The 18,774-nt window shown below is 60.1% G+C and carries 20 protein-coding genes; 9 read left to right on the forward strand and 11 right to left on the reverse strand.

The features are described 5' to 3' along the window. The first annotated feature begins 10 nt into the window (after positions 1–10). The 3 genes from RHP75_RS03970 to tldD all read left to right on the forward strand — a co-directional run bounded on the left by RHP75_RS03970 (position 11) and on the right by tldD (position 6,253). Entirely contained in the window at positions 11–3,844 is a 3,834-nt protein-coding gene (locus tag RHP75_RS03970; protein WP_311090544.1) for a YhdP family protein, read from the forward strand. A gap of 85 nt (positions 3,845–3,929) precedes the next feature. Then, positions 3,930–4,799, forward strand: coding sequence for a carbon-nitrogen hydrolase family protein (locus RHP75_RS03975; protein WP_311090545.1), 870 nt, complete (start codon positions 3,930–3,932; stop codon positions 4,797–4,799). Then, on the forward strand, positions 4,796–6,253 hold the full coding sequence (gene tldD / locus RHP75_RS03980; protein ID WP_311090546.1) for a metalloprotease TldD: 1,458 nt from the start codon (positions 4,796–4,798) through the stop codon (positions 6,251–6,253). The genes RHP75_RS03975 and tldD overlap by 4 nt, the downstream gene beginning before the upstream one ends. A 48-nt stretch (positions 6,254–6,301) precedes the next feature. On the opposite strand, the gene yjgA is transcribed toward tldD, so the two are convergent. Beyond that, positions 6,302–6,823, reverse strand: a complete 522-nt coding sequence (gene yjgA, locus RHP75_RS03985) for a ribosome biogenesis factor YjgA (RefSeq protein ID WP_090255521.1) — start codon at positions 6,821–6,823, stop codon at positions 6,302–6,304. A 103-nt stretch (positions 6,824–6,926) separates the two neighbouring features. On the opposite strand from yjgA, the gene pmbA reads away from it, so the two are divergent. Continuing rightward, positions 6,927–8,273, forward strand: a complete 1,347-nt coding sequence (gene pmbA, locus RHP75_RS03990) for a metalloprotease PmbA (protein WP_311090547.1) — start codon at positions 6,927–6,929, stop codon at positions 8,271–8,273. Between the two features lie 66 nt (positions 8,274–8,339). Here pmbA and RHP75_RS03995 read toward each other — a convergent pair whose 3' ends face one another. The 10 genes from RHP75_RS03995 to RHP75_RS04040 form a co-directional block, all read right to left on the reverse strand. Then, positions 8,340–8,612 (reverse strand): HPr family phosphocarrier protein, encoded by a 273-nt coding sequence (locus RHP75_RS03995; RefSeq protein ID WP_311090548.1) that lies wholly within the window; start codon positions 8,610–8,612, stop codon positions 8,340–8,342. A 12-nt stretch (positions 8,613–8,624) separates the two neighbouring features. Beyond that, complete coding sequence (gene rapZ / locus RHP75_RS04000) at positions 8,625–9,482, reverse strand: RNase adapter RapZ (protein WP_311090549.1); 858 nt, start codon at positions 9,480–9,482, stop codon at positions 8,625–8,627. Positions 9,483–9,484: 2 nt separating this feature from the next. Next, positions 9,485–9,958 (reverse strand): PTS IIA-like nitrogen regulatory protein PtsN, encoded by a 474-nt coding sequence (gene ptsN / locus RHP75_RS04005; protein WP_108488228.1) that lies wholly within the window; start codon positions 9,956–9,958, stop codon positions 9,485–9,487. Positions 9,959–9,973: 15 nt separating this feature from the next. Beyond that, entirely contained in the window at positions 9,974–10,282 is a 309-nt protein-coding gene (hpf, locus tag RHP75_RS04010) for a ribosome hibernation-promoting factor, HPF/YfiA family (RefSeq protein WP_090255510.1), read from the reverse strand. Positions 10,283–10,475: 193 nt separating this feature from the next. Next, positions 10,476–11,990, reverse strand: coding sequence for an RNA polymerase factor sigma-54 (locus tag RHP75_RS04015; protein ID WP_160089126.1), 1,515 nt, complete (start codon positions 11,988–11,990; stop codon positions 10,476–10,478). Between the two features lie 138 nt (positions 11,991–12,128). After that, positions 12,129–12,854 (reverse strand): LPS export ABC transporter ATP-binding protein, encoded by a 726-nt coding sequence (gene lptB / locus RHP75_RS04020; RefSeq protein ID WP_090255506.1) that lies wholly within the window; start codon positions 12,852–12,854, stop codon positions 12,129–12,131. A 2-nt stretch (positions 12,855–12,856) separates the two neighbouring features. Then, positions 12,857–13,399, reverse strand: a complete 543-nt coding sequence (gene lptA / locus RHP75_RS04025) for a lipopolysaccharide transport periplasmic protein LptA (RefSeq protein ID WP_311090550.1) — start codon at positions 13,397–13,399, stop codon at positions 12,857–12,859. Continuing rightward, entirely contained in the window at positions 13,386–13,955 is a 570-nt protein-coding gene (gene lptC, locus RHP75_RS04030; RefSeq protein ID WP_311090551.1) for an LPS export ABC transporter periplasmic protein LptC, read from the reverse strand. The genes lptA and lptC overlap by 14 nt, the downstream gene beginning before the upstream one ends. Before the next feature lie 7 nt (positions 13,956–13,962). Further along, positions 13,963–14,502, reverse strand: coding sequence for an HAD family hydrolase (locus RHP75_RS04035; RefSeq protein ID WP_311090552.1), 540 nt, complete (start codon positions 14,500–14,502; stop codon positions 13,963–13,965). Beyond that, positions 14,502–15,476, reverse strand: coding sequence for a KpsF/GutQ family sugar-phosphate isomerase (locus RHP75_RS04040; protein WP_311090553.1), 975 nt, complete (start codon positions 15,474–15,476; stop codon positions 14,502–14,504). Before RHP75_RS04040 ends, RHP75_RS04035 begins: the two co-directional genes overlap by 1 nt. Positions 15,477–15,722: 246 nt before the next feature. On the opposite strand from RHP75_RS04040, the gene RHP75_RS04045 reads away from it, so the two are divergent. Genes RHP75_RS04045 through RHP75_RS04065 form a run of 5 tightly spaced genes read left to right on the forward strand, consistent with a single transcriptional unit; the run spans position 15,723 to position 18,751 of the window. Next, complete coding sequence (locus tag RHP75_RS04045) at positions 15,723–16,532, forward strand: ATP-binding cassette domain-containing protein (protein WP_311090554.1); 810 nt, start codon at positions 15,723–15,725, stop codon at positions 16,530–16,532. After that, positions 16,532–17,329: a lipid asymmetry maintenance ABC transporter permease subunit MlaE gene (gene mlaE / locus RHP75_RS04050; protein WP_160016087.1), complete on the forward strand. Its 798-nt coding sequence runs from the start codon at positions 16,532–16,534 to the stop codon at positions 17,327–17,329. Before RHP75_RS04045 ends, mlaE begins: the two co-directional genes overlap by 1 nt. Beyond that, positions 17,329–17,799, forward strand: coding sequence for an outer membrane lipid asymmetry maintenance protein MlaD (gene mlaD / locus RHP75_RS04055; RefSeq protein WP_160016086.1), 471 nt, complete (start codon positions 17,329–17,331; stop codon positions 17,797–17,799). Before mlaE ends, mlaD begins: the two co-directional genes overlap by 1 nt. A gap of 14 nt (positions 17,800–17,813) precedes the next feature. Beyond that, on the forward strand, positions 17,814–18,446 hold the full coding sequence (locus RHP75_RS04060; RefSeq protein ID WP_311090555.1) for an ABC transporter substrate-binding protein: 633 nt from the start codon (positions 17,814–17,816) through the stop codon (positions 18,444–18,446). After that, positions 18,443–18,751: an STAS domain-containing protein gene (locus RHP75_RS04065; RefSeq protein ID WP_311090556.1), complete on the forward strand. Its 309-nt coding sequence runs from the start codon at positions 18,443–18,445 to the stop codon at positions 18,749–18,751. The genes RHP75_RS04060 and RHP75_RS04065 overlap by 4 nt, the downstream gene beginning before the upstream one ends. The last annotated feature ends 23 nt before the right edge of the window (positions 18,752–18,774 follow it).

Genomic DNA, 18,774 nt, shown 5'->3' on the forward strand with positions numbered 1-18,774 from the left:
CGTGAACTGAATGGCCGCGTTGGCGCGCTTGGTTACCCTGCTGCTGCGTACGGCATTGGGGCTGTGCGCTTTGACGCTGGTATTAGCGGCGCTGTATGTCAGCCTCGGGCGCGAGCTGGTGCCGCTGGTCGCCGAATACCGCCTGGAAGCTGAAGACAAGGCCCGTGAAGCGTTGGCCATGCCGGTGCAGATCGGTGCATTGGAAGGGCTCTGGCAGGGGTTTTCACCCGTACTGACCGCTCACGATGTTGAGGTCGGTGAGGGCCCAGGTGCCTTGCAGCTGGATCAGGTGCGTGTGGTACCCGATGTACTGGCCAGCCTGTTGGCGCGTCAGTTGCGCATTGCCCGGCTTGAGCTGGATGGCGTGCAGCTGGTCGTGCAGCAAGCTGAAGACGGTAGCTGGTCGCTCAAGGGCTTACCGCAGCGCAATGAACCCGCGCCGCTCGATCTGGCTCAGGTGCTGACACAGTCGCAGATACTCAAGCGCCTGTCGTTGTTTAACAGCCAAGTCACCATACAGGCCTTCGATCAGCCGGCGCGGACCCTGACCTATGTAAACCTCACCCTGCGTAACGGCAGCGCGCGTCAGCGCCTGGACGGCCGTCTGCTGTTGCCCGATGGCCAGCCGCTGGCCCTGCAGTTGCGCTCGCGCATAAACGCCAAGCACTGGCAAGACGCCCAAGCCGATCTGTATCTGAGCCTGCCACAGAGCGACTGGGCGGCCTGGGTACCGGCGAGCCTACTGACGCAATGGCGGCTTGAGCAGTTGCAGCTGGGCGGCGAGGTCTGGCTGAGCTGGGCTAATGGCGGCATACAGCGGGCTGTCAGTCGCCTGCATGTGCCGCAGCTCAAGGCCGGCTATGCCGGGCGCGAATCAGTGGCGCTGAATAACCTGGCGCTGAATGCCTATTTCACCCGCACCGAGCTGGGCTTCAAGTTGTTGCTGGATGACCTGGCCTTTAGCCGTAATGAACAGCGCTGGGGTGAAGTACGCGTGGCGTTGACTCAGCAGGCGGAAAGCGCAGAAGTGCAGGAGCAATGGGTGCTGAGTGCTGATCGCCTCGACCTGGCGCCGCTGCAGCCTCTGGTAGCGGGGCTTGCGCCACTGCCTGACAAAGGCCTGGCGCTGCTTGAGCAACTCAAGCCGCATGGTGCACTGCGCAATATTCAGCTCGACTACCGGCCGCAGCTGACCGATAGCAAACGCCTGCAGTTCTCGGCCAATCTGGAGCGCATCGGCTTTGCCGCATACCTTGGCTCACCGGCCGCAGAAAATGTCAGCGGCAGTATCAGTGGCGATCTGGGCCAGGGTGAGCTGCGTGTCGATAGCGAAAATTTTTCCCTGCACCTCGACACCCTGTTCCCCAAGCCTTGGCACTATCAAAAGGCCAATGCTCTGCTGACCTGGCAGATTGATGAGCAGGCGTTCACCCTGCGCAGCCCTTATCTGCAGGTGCTGGGTGAAGAGGGGCCGGCCGCCGGCGATTTCCTGATTCGCCTGCGCTTCGACCCGGCGCAAGAAGACTATATGGACCTGCGTGTGGGGCTGCGTAACGGCGATGCGCGCTTTACCGAGAAATACCTGCCAAGTCGGGCGCCGGGCATGAGTGCCGATCTGGATGCCTGGTTGAAAAGTGCCATCCGTGGTGGCGCGGTGGATGAAGGCTATTTCCAGTACCAGGGTTCGCTGAACAAGGGCGCGGAAAATACCTCGCGCAGCATCAGTCTGTTCTTCGCCGTGCATGACGCCGAACTGGCCTTTCAGCCCGGTTGGCCGGCGCTGCGCGAGGGGCGTGGCAAGGTGTTGATCGAAGACAGCGGTGTGCGCGTCGAGCTGGCTGAAGGACGTATCCTCGATAGCCAGGTGAGCAATGCCCAGGCGCTGATTGCCACTTCGTTGCCGGGTCAGCCACCGCGTTTGTTGTTGACCAGCGAGCTGAGCAGCAATGTCGATGATGCCCTGCATATCCTGCAGCAGGCCCCGATTGGCACCGCAGAAACTTTCGCTGGCTGGACTGGCGCGGGAGCGTTAGCCGGTAAACTCAAGCTCGATCTGCCGCTGCGCAAGGGCTTGGCTCCGGCAGTGGTGGTGGATTTCGCTACTGAAAACGCGCAGCTCAGCCTGCCTACTCCGCCGCTGCAGTTCAGTCAGCTGCAGGGGGCATTTCGCTACAACACCGCCAGTGGCCTCAGTGCCCCGGACATTCGTGCCCAAGTGCTCGGCCATGCGGTGCGCGCCAAGGCTCTGGCCGAAGGTGCGCGGGGTAAAGCGCGCAGCCGCATTGAGGCCAGCGGGCAGATCGCCGTCAAGGAGCTGAGTACCTGGCTGGGGGTGACCCAGCCGCTGCCCGTCAGTGGCAATCTGCCGTATCGCCTCAATCTGACTCTGGACGGCGCCGACAGTCAGCTGCGCGTCAGTTCCAGCCTTAAAGGTGCGACGCTGGCGCTACCGGCACCGTTCGGCAAGACCGCTGCCGAGGAGCGCACGACGCAGTGGCGTATGACCCTGGGCGGCCGTGAACAGCGCTACTGGCTGGATTACGCTGACTTGCTGAGCCTGACCTTCGCCGCCAGCCCTGGCCGGTTCAACCAGGGGCGGGGCGAAATTCGCCTGGCCGACGGTGCGGCCAGCCTGCCTACTAGCCAGGGCTTGCGGGTGCGCGGGCGCGTAGCAGAGTTGGACTGGTCGGCCTGGCAGCAGGTGTTGCAGCCCTATGCCAGCGTGCCAATCGGTGATGCGCAGCGGCTGTTCAAGGATGCCCAGTTGCGCATTGGTCGCTTCACCGGCTTTGGCATCAGCCTGGATGCGCTGGAAGTGGCAGTGAAACGCGATGCCGCAACCTGGGCGGTCAGCCTCGACAGCCCGCAGCTGAAAGGCCTGGTCGGCTTGCCGGATGCCCGTGAGCTGCCGATTGCGCTGACGCTCGACTATCTGCGCTTCCCGGCGGCAGAGAAGAAAGTTGCCGGTGAGCCTGTAATCGATGCGCCCGATCCGCTGGCAAGTGTCGATCCGAGTAGCTTCCCGGCGCTGGACGTGCGGATCGCCGAGGTCTATCAGGGCATCGAACCGCTTGGCAGTTGGTCGCTCAAGGCGCGCCCGGTCAGCGCCGGTGTGCATTTCAATGAGTTGGATCTCAATCTCAAAGGCCTGAAGATTAGCGGCCGCGCCACCTGGCTAAACGCCGCAAATGGCGTGCGCACGAGCTACAAAGGGCGTATGGAAGGCGCCGATCTGGCTGATGTACTGATCGCCTGGGGCTTTGCACCGACCGCTAGCAGCCGTGACTTTCATATGGATGTTGATGGTAACTGGCCCGGCTCGCCTGCCTGGTTCGGCCTGAAGCGTTTCAGCGGCACGCTGGATGCTTCGCTGCGCAAAGGCCAGTTCTCCGAGGTGGAAGGGCCCGCTTCGGCGCTGCGCGTATTTGGTCTGCTGAACTTCAACTCGATTGGCCGGCGCCTGCGTCTGGACTTCTCTGACCTGCTCGGCAAAGGTTTGAGTTATGACCGGGTCAAGGGACTGCTGGTAGCTGATAACGGCGTGTTCGTTACTCGCGAGCCAATCACCCTGACCGGGCCGTCGAGCAATCTTGAACTCAATGGCACCCTGGATATGGCCAATGATCGGATTGATGCCAAGTTGTTGGTGACCTTGCCGGTGACCAACAACCTGCCACTGGCTGCGCTGATAGTCGGCGCACCGGCCATCGGCGGGGCGCTGTTTATTGCCGATAAGCTCTTGGGTGACCGCGTGGCGCGCTTTGCGAGTGTGCAGTACGACGTCAAGGGCGCCTGGCAGAACCCAGACATCAGCTTCGACAAGCCCTTCGAAAAACCTCAGTAATCCCCACGCGGATGATATGCAGCCGTGCAGTCTGCCGGTATGGCTTGTAAGCTGAAGCCATACCGGCATTGAAATAAAGGCAGTCATGACCTTCGCAGTTATTCAAATGGTCAGCCAGGCCGATGTCCTGGCCAATCTGGCGCAGGCTCGGCAGTTGCTTGAGCAGGCTGCCGCACAAGGTGCGCGATTGGCCGTGCTGCCGGAAAATTTCGCGGCCATCGGCCGGCGCGATCAGGCCGCGCTGGGGCGCGCCGAAGCGTTGGGCGAGGGACCGATTCTGCCTTGGTTGCAACAAGCCGCCCGTGACCTGGGCTTGTGGATTGTCGCCGGCACCTTGCCTTTACCGCCGGATGGCCAGCCTGATGCCAAGGCTCACGCCTGCTCGCTGTTGATCGATGATCACGGCCAGCGCGTGGCCCGCTATGACAAGCTGCACCTGTTTGATGTGGATGTCAGCGACAGCCATGGCCGTTATCGCGAGTCTGACGATTACGCCTTCGGCAGCCAGGTGGTGGTCGCCGATACCCCGGTTGGGCGTTTGGGCATGACCGTTTGTTATGACCTGCGCTTTCCCGAGTTGTACAGTGCCCTGCGCGCAGCCGGTGCAGAGCTGATCTGTGCGCCGGCTGCCTTTACTGCGGTTACCGGTGCAGCACATTGGCAGATACTCACCCGCGCGCGGGCCATCGAAACCCAGTGCTACGTGCTGGCGGCCGGACAGGGCGGTACTCATCCAGGTGGGCGCGAGACCTTTGGCCATTCGGCGCTGGTCGATCCCTGGGGGCGCGTACTCGCCGAACTGCCACGCGGGCCGGGCGTGCTGCTGGCCGAGCGTGATGCGACCGAACAGGCGGCGATTCGCCAGCGCATGCCGGTGGCGCGGCATAAACGTTTTTTTGCGGCAGCCGAACCACGGCTGCCAGGTGCAACAGTCATCAACGAGATTGAGCAATGAACACTATGTTGGTATCTGTCAGTGAACATCTGCTGGGGCCGGGCGGTTTGACCATTGAACATCTGCCCGCAGTTCTGGCCGACTTGGCCGGGCCGGGAATCGATGCGGCCGACCTGTATTTCCAGAGCCAGGTCTCGGAAACCTGGGCGCTGGAGGATGGCATCGTCAAGGAAGGCAGTTTCAACCTCGATCAGGGCGTCGGTGTGCGCGCTCAGTCCGGCGAGAAGACCGGTTTTGCCTACAGCAATGCGATCACCGCTGATGCCTTGAGCCAGGCTGCGCGTGCGGCCCGCTCGATTGCCCGCGCTGGGCAGAACGGCCGCGTGCAAGCGTTCAGCAGCCCGCTGGTCAAGCCGCTGTATGCCCAGGACAACCCGCTGGATGTGTTGGGGCGGGCGGAAAAGGTCGAGCTGCTCAAGCGCATTGACGTCGCTACCCGCGCCCTTGACCCACGCATCAAACAGGTCTCGGTCAGTCTGGCCGGGGTGTGGGATCGCATTCTGGTGGCGGCGAATGACGGCAGCCTGGGCGCGGATATCCGCCCGCTGGTGCGCTTCAATGTCAGCGTGATCGTCGAGCAGAACGGTCGCCGCGAGCGTGGCAGCCACGGTGGTGGCGGACGTACCGATTACCGCTACTTCCTCGAACAGACCAGCAACAACGAAGAGCGCGCCATGGGCTATGCCCGTGAGGCCCTGCGCCAGGCACTGGTCAACCTCGAAGCTATTCCAGCCCCAGCAGGCACTATGCCTGTGGTGATGGGGGCTGGCTGGTCCGGTGTGCTGCTGCACGAAGCGGTCGGCCATGGCCTGGAAGGCGACTTCAATCGTAAGGGCAGCTCGGCCTACAGCGGCCGAATGGGTGAGCAGGTGGCGTCCAGCCTGTGCACCATCGTCGATGACGGTACCCTTGCCGAGCGTCGCGGTTCTCTGAGCATGGACGATGAGGGCACGCAGACCCAGTGCACCACGTTGATTGAGAACGGCGTGCTCAAGGGCTATATGCAGGACAAATTGAATGCCCGCCTGATGGGTGTGGCGTGCACTGGCAACGGTCGCCGTGAGTCCTACGCGCACCTGCCGATGCCGCGCATGACCAATACCTACATGCTGGCCGGCGAAAGCGACCCGGAAGAAATCATCCGCTCGGTGAAGAAGGGCATCTATTGCGCCAACCTCGGCGGCGGTCAGGTCGATATCACCAGTGGCAAGTTCGTCTTCTCCACCAGCGAGGCTTACCTGATCGAGGACGGCAAGATCACCGCCCCGGTCAAAGGCGCCACCCTGATAGGCAATGGCCCGGAAGCCATGAGCAAGGTGTCGATGGTCGGTAACGACCTGGCGCTGGACAGCGGCGTCGGCACCTGCGGCAAGGACGGCCAATCGGTGCCGGTTGGCGTGGGCCAGCCGACGCTGAAGATTGATGCGATTACGGTGGGCGGGACGGGCAGCTAAAAATCGTCGATTGGGTTGAGCGTTGCGCAGCCCAATCGATGTGCTGATCTAGCGCAAGCCGCGCTGGGTTTCGTCCAGTTCGCGGATGTATTTGAAGATTTTGCGGGACGCGGCAGGCGCTTTGTTCTGCGCCAGTTCGTGCTGGCCCTGACGGATCAGCTGGCGCAGGTGTTGGCGGTCGGCGTCGGGGTATTCACCGACAAACTTTTCCAGGGTGTCGTCGTCGCCGTTGAGCAAGCGGTCACGCCAGCGCTCCAGGTTATGAAAGCGTTCGTTGTACTGGCGGGTAGAGGCATCCAGCTGGTCAAGCAGGGTCAGGATGGCGGGGATATCCTGATCGCGCATCAAGCGGCCGATAAACTGCACATGGCGCTTCTTCGCGGCATTGGCCGTGTGCTTGGGCGCTTCGGCCAGCGCGCGGCGCAGCTCGTCGGTCAGTGGCAGTTTGTTCAGCAGGTCGAGTTTCAGGGTGGTCAGGCGTTGCCCCAGATCCTGCAACGCATGAAACTCGCGCTTGATCTGGGTTTTGCTCTTCTCGCCGGAGAAGTCGTCGTCAAGGTATTCAGACATGGTGGCGGTCCAGTGGAAAACGCCGACATGATAGCAGCAAGTTTCCAGCTGTAAGCGTCTGGCCTGTGTGGCCGCGCTTGCCGCTTATCGTTCAGGAGTTCTTATGAGTGCAGTAGACATCGTCGGCCCCCAGGCTGTGCCGCATTTGCAGGCGCAGGTGGAGCAGATTATTGCCGAGGCTAAAAAGCAGGGCGCGAGTGCCTGTGAGGTGGCCGTATCGGTGGAGCAAGGCTTGTCCACCACGGTACGTCAGGGTGAAGTGGAAACGGTCGAGTTCAACCGCGACCAGGGTTTCGGTATCACCCTGTATGTCGGTCAGCGCAAGGGCTCGGCCAGTACTTCGGCCAGTGGTGAAGCCGCGATTCGCGAAACCGTCGCGGCGGCCCTGGCGATTGCCAAGCATGCCTCCGAAGACGAATGCGCCGGGCTGGCCGATGCCGCGCTGATGGCCCGCGAGCTGCCGCAGCTGGATCTTTATCACGCTTGGTCGATCACCCCGGAGCAGGCCATTGAGCAGGCCTTGAGCTGCGAGGCCGCGGCCTTTGCCGCAGACCAGCGGATCAAGAACGCCGACGGCACGACTTTGAATACCCATCAGGGTTGCCGGGTCTACGGCAACAGCCATGGTTTTGTCAGCGGCTATGCCAGCACGCGGCACAGCTTAAGCTGCGTGATGATCGCCGAAGATGGCGGACAGATGCAGCGCGACTACTGGTACGACGTCAATCGCCAGGGCGAGTTGCTGGCCGATGCCGGCAGTATTGGTCGGCGCGCCGCCGAACGAGCGGTAAGCCGTTTAGGTGCGCGCCCGGTGCCAACCTGTGAAGTGCCGGTGCTGTTCGCCGCTGAGTTGGCGACCGGTTTGTTTGGCAGCTTCCTGGCGGCGATTTCCGGCGGCAATTTGTACCGTAAATCATCCTTTCTCGAAGGTTCCCTCGGTCAACAGCTATTCCCCGAGTGGCTGAAGATTGATGAGCGTCCGCATATCCCGCGTGCTTTGGGCAGTGCCGCCTTTGATGGTGACGGTCTGGCGACTTACACCAAATCCTTTGTCGAGCGCGGCGAGCTGCTGTCCTATGTACTCGGCACCTATTCCGGGCGCAAGCTGGGTATGCCCAGCACCGCCAACTCTGGCGGCGTGCATAACCTGTTTGTTAGCCATGGCGATGAAAGCCAGAAGGCGTTGCTCAAGCGTATGGGGCGTGGGCTGCTGGTCACTGAGCTGATGGGGCAGGGGCTGAATATGGTCACTGGCGACTATTCGCGTGGTGCCGGTGGTTACTGGGTGGAAAACGGCGAGATCCAGTTTCCGGTGCAGGAAGTTACCATCGCCGGAAACCTGCGCGACATGTTCAAGCAGATTGTCGCTGTCGGTAATGATCTGGAGCTGCGCAGCAATATCCGCACTGGCTCGGTGCTTATCGAGCGCATGACCGTGGCCGGTAGTTGATTCCGCTTGTATGAAAAAGGGGCTGTCGCTTAAGCGTTCAGCCCCTTTTTACTGCCTCTCGATCAGCTATTCGCCTTCGTCGAAGTAGTTGTTGATCAGCTCGCTGAGGGCCTGCAGCGCCTCGCTATCCTGCTCGCCTTCGGTGTGCAGGTGCACGGGCGTGCCTTTACCGGCGGCAAGCATCATCACCGCCATAATACTTTTGCCGTCGACCAGACTCTTCGGGCTACGGCCGATCTTGACCTGGCAAGGAAAACGCCCAGCGACGCCGACAAACTTGGCCGCCGCACGGGCGTGCAGGCCAAGCTTGTTGATAATGGTGATTTCGCAGGCGGGCATCGCGGCAATTCCTTAGCTGAGGTCGCGGTGGCGAGTCTGAACGTTTTTCAGGATGGGTTTGAGGGTTTCACCCAGGCGGTTGGCCAGGTACACCGAGCGGTGGTGACCGCCAGTGCAGCCAATTGCAACCGTTACATAGGCGCGGTTGCTGGCGGCAAAGCGCGGCAGCCATTTAGTCAGGTAAGCGAGGATGTCCTGGTACATGTCTTCGACATCAGCCTGGGCCGAGAGGTAATCGACTACAGGCTGGTCGAGGCCGGAGAAGTCGCGCAGGTCTGGCTTCCAGTACGGGTTGGGCAAGCAGCGCACATCAAATACCAGATCAGCATCCACCGGCATGCCGCGCTTGAAACCAAAGGACTCCAGCAGAAACGCGGTACCCGGCTCGGGTTGGTTAAGCAAGCGCAGTTTGAGGCTGTCGCGCAGCTGATACAGGTTGAGGTGGGTGGTGTCGATTTTCAGGTCGGCCAGATCAATGATTGGCCCGAGCAATAGGCTTTCGTCGGCGATGGCTTCAGCCAGAGAGCGACTCTCGTTGGTCAGCGGGTGGCGCCGACGGGTTTCCGAGAAGCGTTTGAGCAGGGTTTCTTCGTCGGCATCCAGGTAGATCACATCGCATTTGATGTGCCGTGCGCGAACTTCTTCAAGCAGCTCGGGGAAGCGCTTGAGGTGGCTCGGCAGGTTGCGCGCATCAATCGACACTGCGACCTGCGGATGCAGCAGTTCGGTGTGCAGTAGGGCACGCTCAGCCAGTTCAGGCAGCAGGCCGGCCGGCAAGTTATCGATGCAGTAGAAACCGTTGTCCTCAAGCACATCGAGGGCGGTGCTCTTCCCGGAGCCGGAGCGACCGCTAACGATGATCAGGCGCATGCTCAGGCTCTGTTGAGTTGGCTTTGTACGTCCACGACTACCTGATACAGGGCTTCGCTGCTTTCCGCTTGGCGCAGGCTGGCACGCACATCGCTGCGATCGAGCATGCTGGCGATCTGCCGGAGCAGTTCCAGATGAGCGTCGGTGGCTGCTTCGGGCACCAGCAGGACAAACAGCAGGTCCACAGGCGCACCGTCGATGGCGTCGAAGTCTACGGCAGCGTCCAGGCGCAGCAAGGCGCTGATCGGCGCGGTGCAACCGGGCAGGCGACAGTGCGGAATGGCAATACCATTACCGAAACCGGTCGAGCCGAGTTTTTCTCGGGCAATCAGGCTTTCGAAGATGTCTTGGCCATCCAGGTCAGGCAGCTCGCGCGCCACCAGGTTGGCAATCTGTTCGAGAACACGTTTTTTGCTGCCGCCCGGCACGTTCACCAGGGAACGGCCGGGGGTCAGGATAGTTTCAAGTCGGATCATAGGAGATAGACGATGTCAGCGGGCCATAGCGCCCTGTTGACGTTCGAGCTGTTTTTCCTTGTGTTTGATGAGTTGTCGGTCGAGTTTATCAGTCAGTAGATCGATGGCTGCGTACATGTCTTCATGCTCGGCATTGGCGACCACTTCGCCGCCAGCAATGTGCAGGGTCGCTTCGATTTTCTGTTTGAGTTTCTCGACCTCCATGGTGACTTGTACATTGGTGATCTTGTCGAAGTGGCGCTCCAATCGGCCGAGTTTTTCGGCGATGTAGTCGCGCAGGGCGTCGGTCACATCCAGCTGGTGTCCACTGATGTTGACTTGCATACCGCTTTCTCCTTGTTGCCGTGTGTAAGAGGCAGGCGAGAGGCCTGCCGCCGGAACACTGTGGCGTGGAAGACTCTGACAAAACGAGCCTGGCACGGTCGCTGATTGCTTGTTGGCAGTATGGCTGCTTTTGCGAAAAGGCGAGGCCTGGGCGTGTTCTATGTGATTCGTTGTCTTCCTTCTTCGTGCCGCCTTAGATCAATCGTTTGCGCTCACTGGAAGGCGCTATTCCGAGGGATTCACGGTACTTGGCGACCGTGCGGCGAGCGACTTGAATGCCCTGTGCCTCCAGTAAACCAGCGATCTTGCTGTCACTCAACGGCTTTTTCGCATTTTCCGCGGCGACCAGTTTTTTGATGATGGCGCGGATTGCCGTGGACGAGCATTCGCCGCCCTCGGAGGTGCTGACGTGGCTGGAGAAGAAGTATTTCAGCTCGTAAATGCCACGCGGGGTGTGCATGAATTTCTGCGTGGTCACCCGCGAGATGGTCGATTCGTGCATGCCCACGGCTTCGGCAATATCGTGCAGCACCAGGGGTTTCATCGCCTCATCGCCGTAATCGAGGAAGCCACGCTGATGTTCGACGATCTGCGTGGCGACCTTCATCAGGGTTTCGTTGCGGCTTTGCAGGCTTTTGATAAACCAGCGCGCTTCTTGCAGCTGGTTACGCATAAAGGTGTTATCGGCGCTGGAATCGGCGCGCTTCACAAAACCGGCGTATTGCGCGTTGACGCGCAGGCGCGGCATGGCTTCCTGATTGAGTTCCACCAGCCAGCGTTCGTTGTGTTTGCGCACGATGACATCGGGCACCACGTATTCCGGCTCGCTGGATTCGATCTGCGAGCCAGGGCGCGGGTTGAGGCTTTGAATCAGGTCGATAACCTGGCGCAGCTCGTCTTCCTTGAGCTTCATACGGCGCATTAGCTGGCTGTAGTCGCGGCTACCGAGCAGGTCGAGGTAGTCGCTGGCCAGGCGCTGGGCTTCACTCAGCCATGGGGTTTTCGCCGGCAGCTGACGGAGCTGCAGAAGCAGGCACTCGCCCAAGTTGCGCGCTGCGATACCGGTGGGCTCGAATTGCTGGATGCGGTGTAAAACGGCTTCGACTTCGTCGAGCTCAATATCCAGTTCCGGGTCGAAGGCCTCGACCACTTCTTCCAGAGTTTCTTCCAGATAGCCCTGTTCGTTGATGCAGTCGATCAGGGTGACGCCGATCAGGCGATCCTTGTCTGACATGGGGGCCAGGTTTAGCTGCCAAAGCAGATGGCTTTGCAGGCTCTCGCCGCTGGAGGTGCGGGTGGTGAAATCCCACTCGTCATCATCGTTGGTGCTGCTGGGCAGACTGCTGGCGCTGGTCTGGTAGATATCTTCCCAGGCGGTATCGACGGGCAGCTCATTGGGAATGCGTTCGCCCCAGTCGCCTTCTTCCAGGTTGTCCACGGTCTGCGTGGCTTCCTGGTAGTTGGTTTCCTGATAGGGCGCTTCGGGCTGTTCGCTGGGGCTGGCGCTTTCTGCGCCATCGGCCATGGGGTCCGAATTGTCGAAGTCATCGCCATCTTCCTGGCGTTCGAGCATCGGGTTGGACTCCAACGCCTCCTGGATCTCTTGTTGCAGATCCAGGGTAGACAGTTGGAGCAGGCGGATGGCCTGTTGCAGCTGCGGTGTCATCGTCAGCTGCTGGCCCATTCTCAGGACTAGCGATGGTTTCATTGCAGACCTTATTTACCGGCGTCTGTGCGCAATCCACTACAGGGCGTTTTCAAAAAGCGCCACTAGGAAGCAAATTATATGCCTGACTTTAAGGGTTTTGCCTAGCCTTGGCTGCAGTCGGCTTGAGAAAAGCTGCGGTTACAGCCGGAACTCATGCCCCAGATACACTTCTTTGACTGTTTGGTTGGCCAGAATGGCCTCGGCATCACCCTCTGCGATCAGCTGGCCATCGCTGACGATATAGGCGGTCTCGCAGATATCCAGGGTCTCGCGCACGTTGTGGTCGGTGATCAATACACCGATACCCTTGGCCTTGAGGTGATGGATGATCTGCTTGATATCGCCCACGGAAATCGGGTCTACGCCGGCGAAGGGCTCGTCGAGCAGGATGAACTTAGGGTTGGTCGCCAGGGCGCGGGCAATTTCCACGCGGCGGCGCTCACCACCGGACAGGCTCATGCCGAGGTTGTCGCGAATATGGCTGATATGGAATTCCTGCAGCAGGCCTTCAAGTTCCTTGCGACGAGCAGCGCCGTCCAGGTCCTTGCGGGTTTCCAGGATGGCCATGATGTTGTCGGCCACGCTGAGCTTGCGGAAAATCGAGGCTTCCTGCGGCAGGTAGCCAATGCCGGCGCGAGCGCGGCCATGCATGGGCTGATGACTGACGTCGAGATCATCGATCATCACTCGACCCTGATCAGCCTGTACCAGGCCGACGATCATGTAGAAACAGGTGGTCTTGCCAGCGCCGTTGGGGCCAAGCAAGCCGACAATCTGCCCGCTGTCGATGCTCAGGCTGACGTCGCGCACGACCTGGCGGCCTTTGTAACTCTTGGCCAGGTGTTGGGCTTTTAATGTGGCCATTATTACTGCGCCTGCTGGTCGGCTGGTTTGTTCTTCGGCTGGATCACCATATCGATGCGCGGGCGTGGCGCAGTGACATTGGTGCCTGTAGCGCGGCCGGCGTTGACGATCTGGCGCTGGGTGTCATAGACGATTTTCTCGCCTTCGAAGGTATTGCCTTCCTGGATCACCTTGGCCTGATCGATCAGGACCACGCGCTCGTTGGCCATAAAGTACTGGATAGTCAGGCCATAGGCCTTGACGATCTGCTTGTCGGCTGACGGCAGTTGTTCGTAATAGGCCGGCTTACCAACGGAGGTAAATACCTCGACATCGCCCTGGGAATTCTGGGTAATGGTCACGGTGTCGCCGGTAACCTTCATGGTGCCCTGGGTGATGACGACATCACCGCGGTAGACCGCTACGCCTTGCTTGTCATCAAGTTCCGCGCTGTCAGCCTGGATGCGGATAGGCTGTTCGCGATCGGAGGGTAGGGCCCAGGCGCTGACACTTCCGAGTGCGGCGCTGAGGCTGAGTAGTAGGGGGAGGGTGTTAACGAGCCTCATGCTGACCTCTTACGTTGGACAGCAGGAGCATCCTGCCGTCATTCATGTACGCTTTCATTCCTTGTGCCGTGGTCACCCCATTGGCCGCGTCGATTCTAACGGCTTGCTGGGTCTGCGCATATTCCTTCTCGGGGAATACGGTCAGGCGGCTGGTGGTGAGGATGGTCGGGCGGCCTTTGGCGTCGGTACGCTCGACGCGCACCTTGTCGATCAACTCGACTTCGGCGCCACCTGGCGACACTTCGCCGCGCTCACTGCGGATTTTCCAGGGCAGCTCGGTGCCGCGGAACAGGTTCATGTTCGGGCTGGTCATCAGGGTGATGTCGCTTGCCTTGACGTGCTCGACCTTATCGGCCTTCAACTCATAGTGCAGCTTGCCATCGGCCTGGTATTGAACTGTGTAGGTGTTGGTAGCGTAAAAATCGATAGCGTTATCGGTCCCTGCGCTGCGAGCTTGCTCGTTGAAACCATCCGGGCTGAGGTTCCAATAGCCGAGTGCCGCCACCAGCAGGGCGACAAAGGCGAACAGGGCAATATTGAATAACTTGCGGGGCATGGTTGGCCTATAGGTAAGCGGCTTGAGCGGCTTCAAGGGTGCCTTGGGCGTGCATGATCAGTTCGCAGAACTCACGGGCGGCGCCTTCGCCACCGCGAGCACGGGTAACACCATGGGCGTGCAGGCGAACAAAGCCGTCGGCGCTGGCGACAGCCATGCCCAGGCCGACGCGGCGAATCACCGGCAGGTCGGGCAAGTCGTCGCCGAGGTATGCAACCTGTGCATAGTCTAGGCCCAGTTCACCGAGCAGTTCATCAAGAACTACCAGCTTGTCTTCGCGGCCTTGATAGAGGTGTTGAATCCCCAGGTTTTGCGCGCGGCGTTCAACCACCGGTGTTTTGCGGCCGCTGATAATGGCAGTGCGCACGCCGGAGTTGATCAGCATCTTGATGCCATGACCGTCGAGGGTGTTGAAGGTCTTGAACTCGCTGCCGTCGACCAGAAAGTACAGTTTGCCGTCGGTCAGCACGCCGTCGACGTCGAAAATGGCCAGTTTGACGGCCTTGGCGCGTTGCAGTAAGTCGGGGTTGATCACGTCAGTGCTCATCACATTACCCCGGCGCGGAGCAGGTCGTGCATGTTCAGCGCGCCAATTGGCAGGTTGTTGTCGTCGATCACCACCAGCGAGCTGATCTTGTGGTCTTCCATGATTTTCAAAGCCTCTGCCGCGAGCATTTCCGCGCGTGCGGTCTTGCCGTGGGCGGTCATTACGTCATCGATAATGGTCTGGCGTACGTCGATGTTACGGTCCAGGGTGCGCCGCAGGTCGCCGTCGGTGAATATCCCGGCTAGGCGGCCGTCGTGCTCTGTCACCACGGTCATGCCTAGGCCTTTCTGGGTCATTTCCAGTAGCGCGTCGCGTAGTGAGGTGCCGCGCTTGACGCGTGGCAGGCTGTCGCCGGCATGCATCACGTTTTCCACCTTGAGCAGCAGGCGTCGACCCAGCGCGCCACCGGGGTGGGAGAACGCAAAATCTTCGGCGGTAAAGCCGCGGGCTTCCAGCAGGGCAATGGCCAGGGCGTCGCCGAGGACCAGGGATACTGTGGTGGAGGAGGTTGGGGCCAGGTTCAGCGGGCAGGCCTCCTGGGACACGCGGGCGTCCAGGTTGATTTCGGCGGCCTTGGCCAGCGGTGATTCCGGGTTGCCGGTCATGCTGATCAAGCGGATGCCGAGGCGCTTAATAAGCGGTAGCAGGGTAACGATTTCTGCGGTGGAGCCGGAGTTGGACAGGGCTAGCACCACGTCATCGCGGGTGATCATGCCCATGTCGCCATGGCTCGCTTCGGCCGGGTGAACAAAGAAAGCAGTGGTGCCGGTGCTGGCCAGGGTAGCGGCAATCTTGTTGCCGACGTGGCCGGATTTGCCCATGCCGACTACTACGACGCGGCCTTTGCTGGCGAGAATCAACTCGCAGGCGCGCACGAAATCACCGTTGATGCGCGCCAGCAGATCCTGGATGGCTTCGAGCTCCAGGCGGATGGTGCGCTGCGCTGACTGGATCAGATCGGTTGACTGGCTCATGACTTCTCTGCGGCGTACGGGCTAAAAGCTGCCGATTATAACGGTAAAGGTGCGCCTGCCCAGTGTTTCCAGTGGCGAGTTGGTTGCAGGAACTGTGCGGCGCTTATCTTCGGCAACACCTTCAGTCTTGGGCGAAGAATGCCGCAATGGTATAGTTCGCGGCCATTTTCGGTACGTTCGACGACCAGTAGTGCCCTTTGTTCGGGGCGGTACGTCAGTCAGGCAAGCGTTGAGCAAGGAGTCCAGATGAGCGCCGAGAACCCGTATGCAGTTGAGCTGAAGAACGTCAGCTTCAAACGCGGCGAGCGGGATATTTTCAAAAACATCGATATCCGCATTCCCCGTGGCAAGGTCACCGGGATTATGGGGCCGTCTGGCTGTGGCAAAACCACACTGCTGCGCCTGATCGCTGCCGAACTCAAGCCGAGCCAGGGTGAAGTTTGGGTCAATGGCCTGAATTTGCCGACGCTGTCGCGCAGCGAGCTGTTCGACATGCGCAAGCAGATGGGGGTGCTGTTCCAGAGTGGTGCGTTGTTTACTGACTTGGACGTGTTCGAGAACGTCGCCTTTCCGTTGCGGGTACATACCAAGCTGCCGGAGGAGATGATTCGCGACATCGTGCTGATGAAATTGCAGGCTGTGGGGCTACGTGGCGCCCTGGAGCTGATGCCGGACGAATTGTCGGGCGGCATGAAGCGGCGCGTGGCATTGGCCCGGGCGATTGCTCTGGACCCGCAGATACTCATGTATGACGAACCCTTCGTCGGCCAGGATCCGATTGCCATGGGTGTTCTGGTGCGTCTGATTCGCCTGCTGAGCGACGCGCTGGGGATCACCAGTATTGTGGTGTCCCATGACCTGGCGGAGACCGCGAGCATTGCTGACTACATCTATGTAGTCGGTGACACCCAGGTGCTGGGGCAGGGCACGCCGGCTGAGCTGATGGCGTCGGATAACCCGCGTGTGCGTCAATTCATGCAGGGTATCCCCGATGGTCCGGTACCGTTTCACTTTCCTGCGGCCAATTACCGCGACGATCTTCTGGGGGAGCGCTGATGCGCAAGACATCTGTGCTCGAGCGGGTGCGCCTGTTCGGTCGTGCCGGTATTGATGTGGTAGCCACGCTGGGTCGATCGGGACTGTTTCTGCTGCGCGCGCTGTTTGGTCGTGGCTCGACCGGTAATAGCTTTCAGCTACTAATCAAGCAGCTGTACTCGGTTGGGGTGATGTCCCTGGCCATCATTGTCGTGTCCGGCATCTTTATCGGCATGGTGCTGTCGCTGCAGGGCTTCAGCATTCTGGCCAAATACGGTTCCGAGCAGGCGGTGGGGCAAATGGTCGCCCTCACACTGCTGCGTGAATTGGGGCCAGTGGTCACTGCTTTGCTGTTTGCCGGTCGCGCTGGCTCGGCGCTGACCGCGGAAATCGGCAATATGAAATCCACCGAGCAGCTGTCGAGCCTGGCGATGATCGGCGTTGACCCGCTCAAATATATTGTCGCGCCGCGCTTGTGGGCCGGTTTTATCTCGATGCCGTTGCTGGCAATGATCTTCAGCGTGGTTGGTATCTGGGGCGGCGCGATGGTCGCCGTCGACTGGCTGGGGGTTTATGAGGGCTCGTTCTGGGCCAATATGCAAAGCAGTGTTTCGTTTCGCGAAGATGTGCTCAATGGTGTGATCAAGAGCGTGGTCTTTGCGTTTGTCGTGACCTGGATCGCCGTGTTCCAGGGCTATGACTGTGAGCCGACTTCGGAAGGGATTAGTCGTGCCACCACGAAAACCGTGGTGTACGCCTCGCTCGCCGTATTGGGGCTGGACTTTATTCTGACCGCTTTGATGTTTGGAGATTTCTGATGCAGAACCGCACGCTGGAAATTGGTGTCGGCTTGTTCCTGTTGGCCGGGTTGTTGGCCTTGCTGCTGCTGGCCTTGCGCGTCAGCGGTTTGACCGTCGGCAGCAGCGACAATACATACAAGGTGTACGCGCACTTTGAGAATATCGCCGGTTTGACGGTCAGATCGAAAGTGACCATGGCCGGCGTGACGATTGGCAAGGTCACCGCCATTGATCTGGACCGCAACAGCTATATGGGGCGCGTCACCATGGTGTTGGATGATGCCGTGGATAACCTGCCGGCAGACTCCACGGCGTCGATTCTGACCGCAGGTCTGCTAGGCGAGAAATACATCGGGATTAGCGTGGGCGGCGAAGAAGAAGTGCTGCGCGATGGTGGCACCATTCATGACACGCAGTCGTCATTGGTGCTGGAAGATCTGATTGGCAAGTTCCTGCTCAATTCGGTCAACAAAGACCAGGCTAATTAATAGAGGTACTGAATATGTTGAAAGCACTGCGTAGCGGTCTGTTTATCTGTCTGGCGGCCATGTCCTTGCCGTTGCTGGCGGCTCCGGCGGCCCATGAGGTGGTGCAGCAGACCACCACCACGCTGCTGGCCGACCTCAAGGCCAACAAGGAGCAGTACCGCACTGACCCAGGCGCGTTTTACAACGCCCTGAACAGCATTCTCGGCCCGGTTGTGGACGTCGATGGGATTTCCCGTGGTGTCATGACGGTGCGCTACTCGCGTCAGGCCTCGCCTGAGCAGATGCAGCGCTTTCAGGAAAACTTCAAGCGCAGTCTGATGCAGTTCTATGGCAACGCCTTGCTCGAATACAACAATCAGGATATTCGCGTACTGCCGGTCAGCGGCCAGCAGGATCCTCAGCGCACCTCGGTAAATATGGAGATCAAGGACGGTAAAGGTACGGTTTATCCGCTGTCCTACACCATGGTCAGCCTCGATGGTACCTGGAAGATGCGTAACGTGATCATCAACGGCATCAACGTTGGCAAACTGTTCCGTGATCAGTTCGCCCAGGCCATGCAGGACAATCGCAATGATCTGGACAAGGTCATCGACAACTGGACCGAGACTGTCGCCAAGGCCCGTCAGGGGGCGAATGCATCGTGAGTCAGGCCAGCATCAGCGAGGCGTCGCTCGGCGTTTTCAGTCTGGTCGGCGTACTCGATTACTTGAGCGCCCCGGCGCTGCGTGAGCAAGGCGCTCGCCTGCTCAAGGCCAGCCCTGCGGCTGCTTGTGTGCTTGATTGCGCTGGCGTTGAGAGGTCTAGCAGCGTTGGGCTGTCGCTGTTGCTGGCGTTTATGCGTGATGCCAGTGCAGCCGGCAAGACCCTGAGCGTGAGTAATCTGCCCAAGGACATGCGCGAGATCGCCGGCGTTTGCGGTTTGCTGGAGATTCTTCCGCTGCAAGCCTGATCAAGGCTTCGGTCGGCTGGCAG

It is taken from the genome of Pseudomonas sp. SG20056 (assembly GCF_031764535.1).
Taxonomy (GTDB): domain Bacteria; phylum Pseudomonadota; class Gammaproteobacteria; order Pseudomonadales; family Pseudomonadaceae; genus Aquipseudomonas.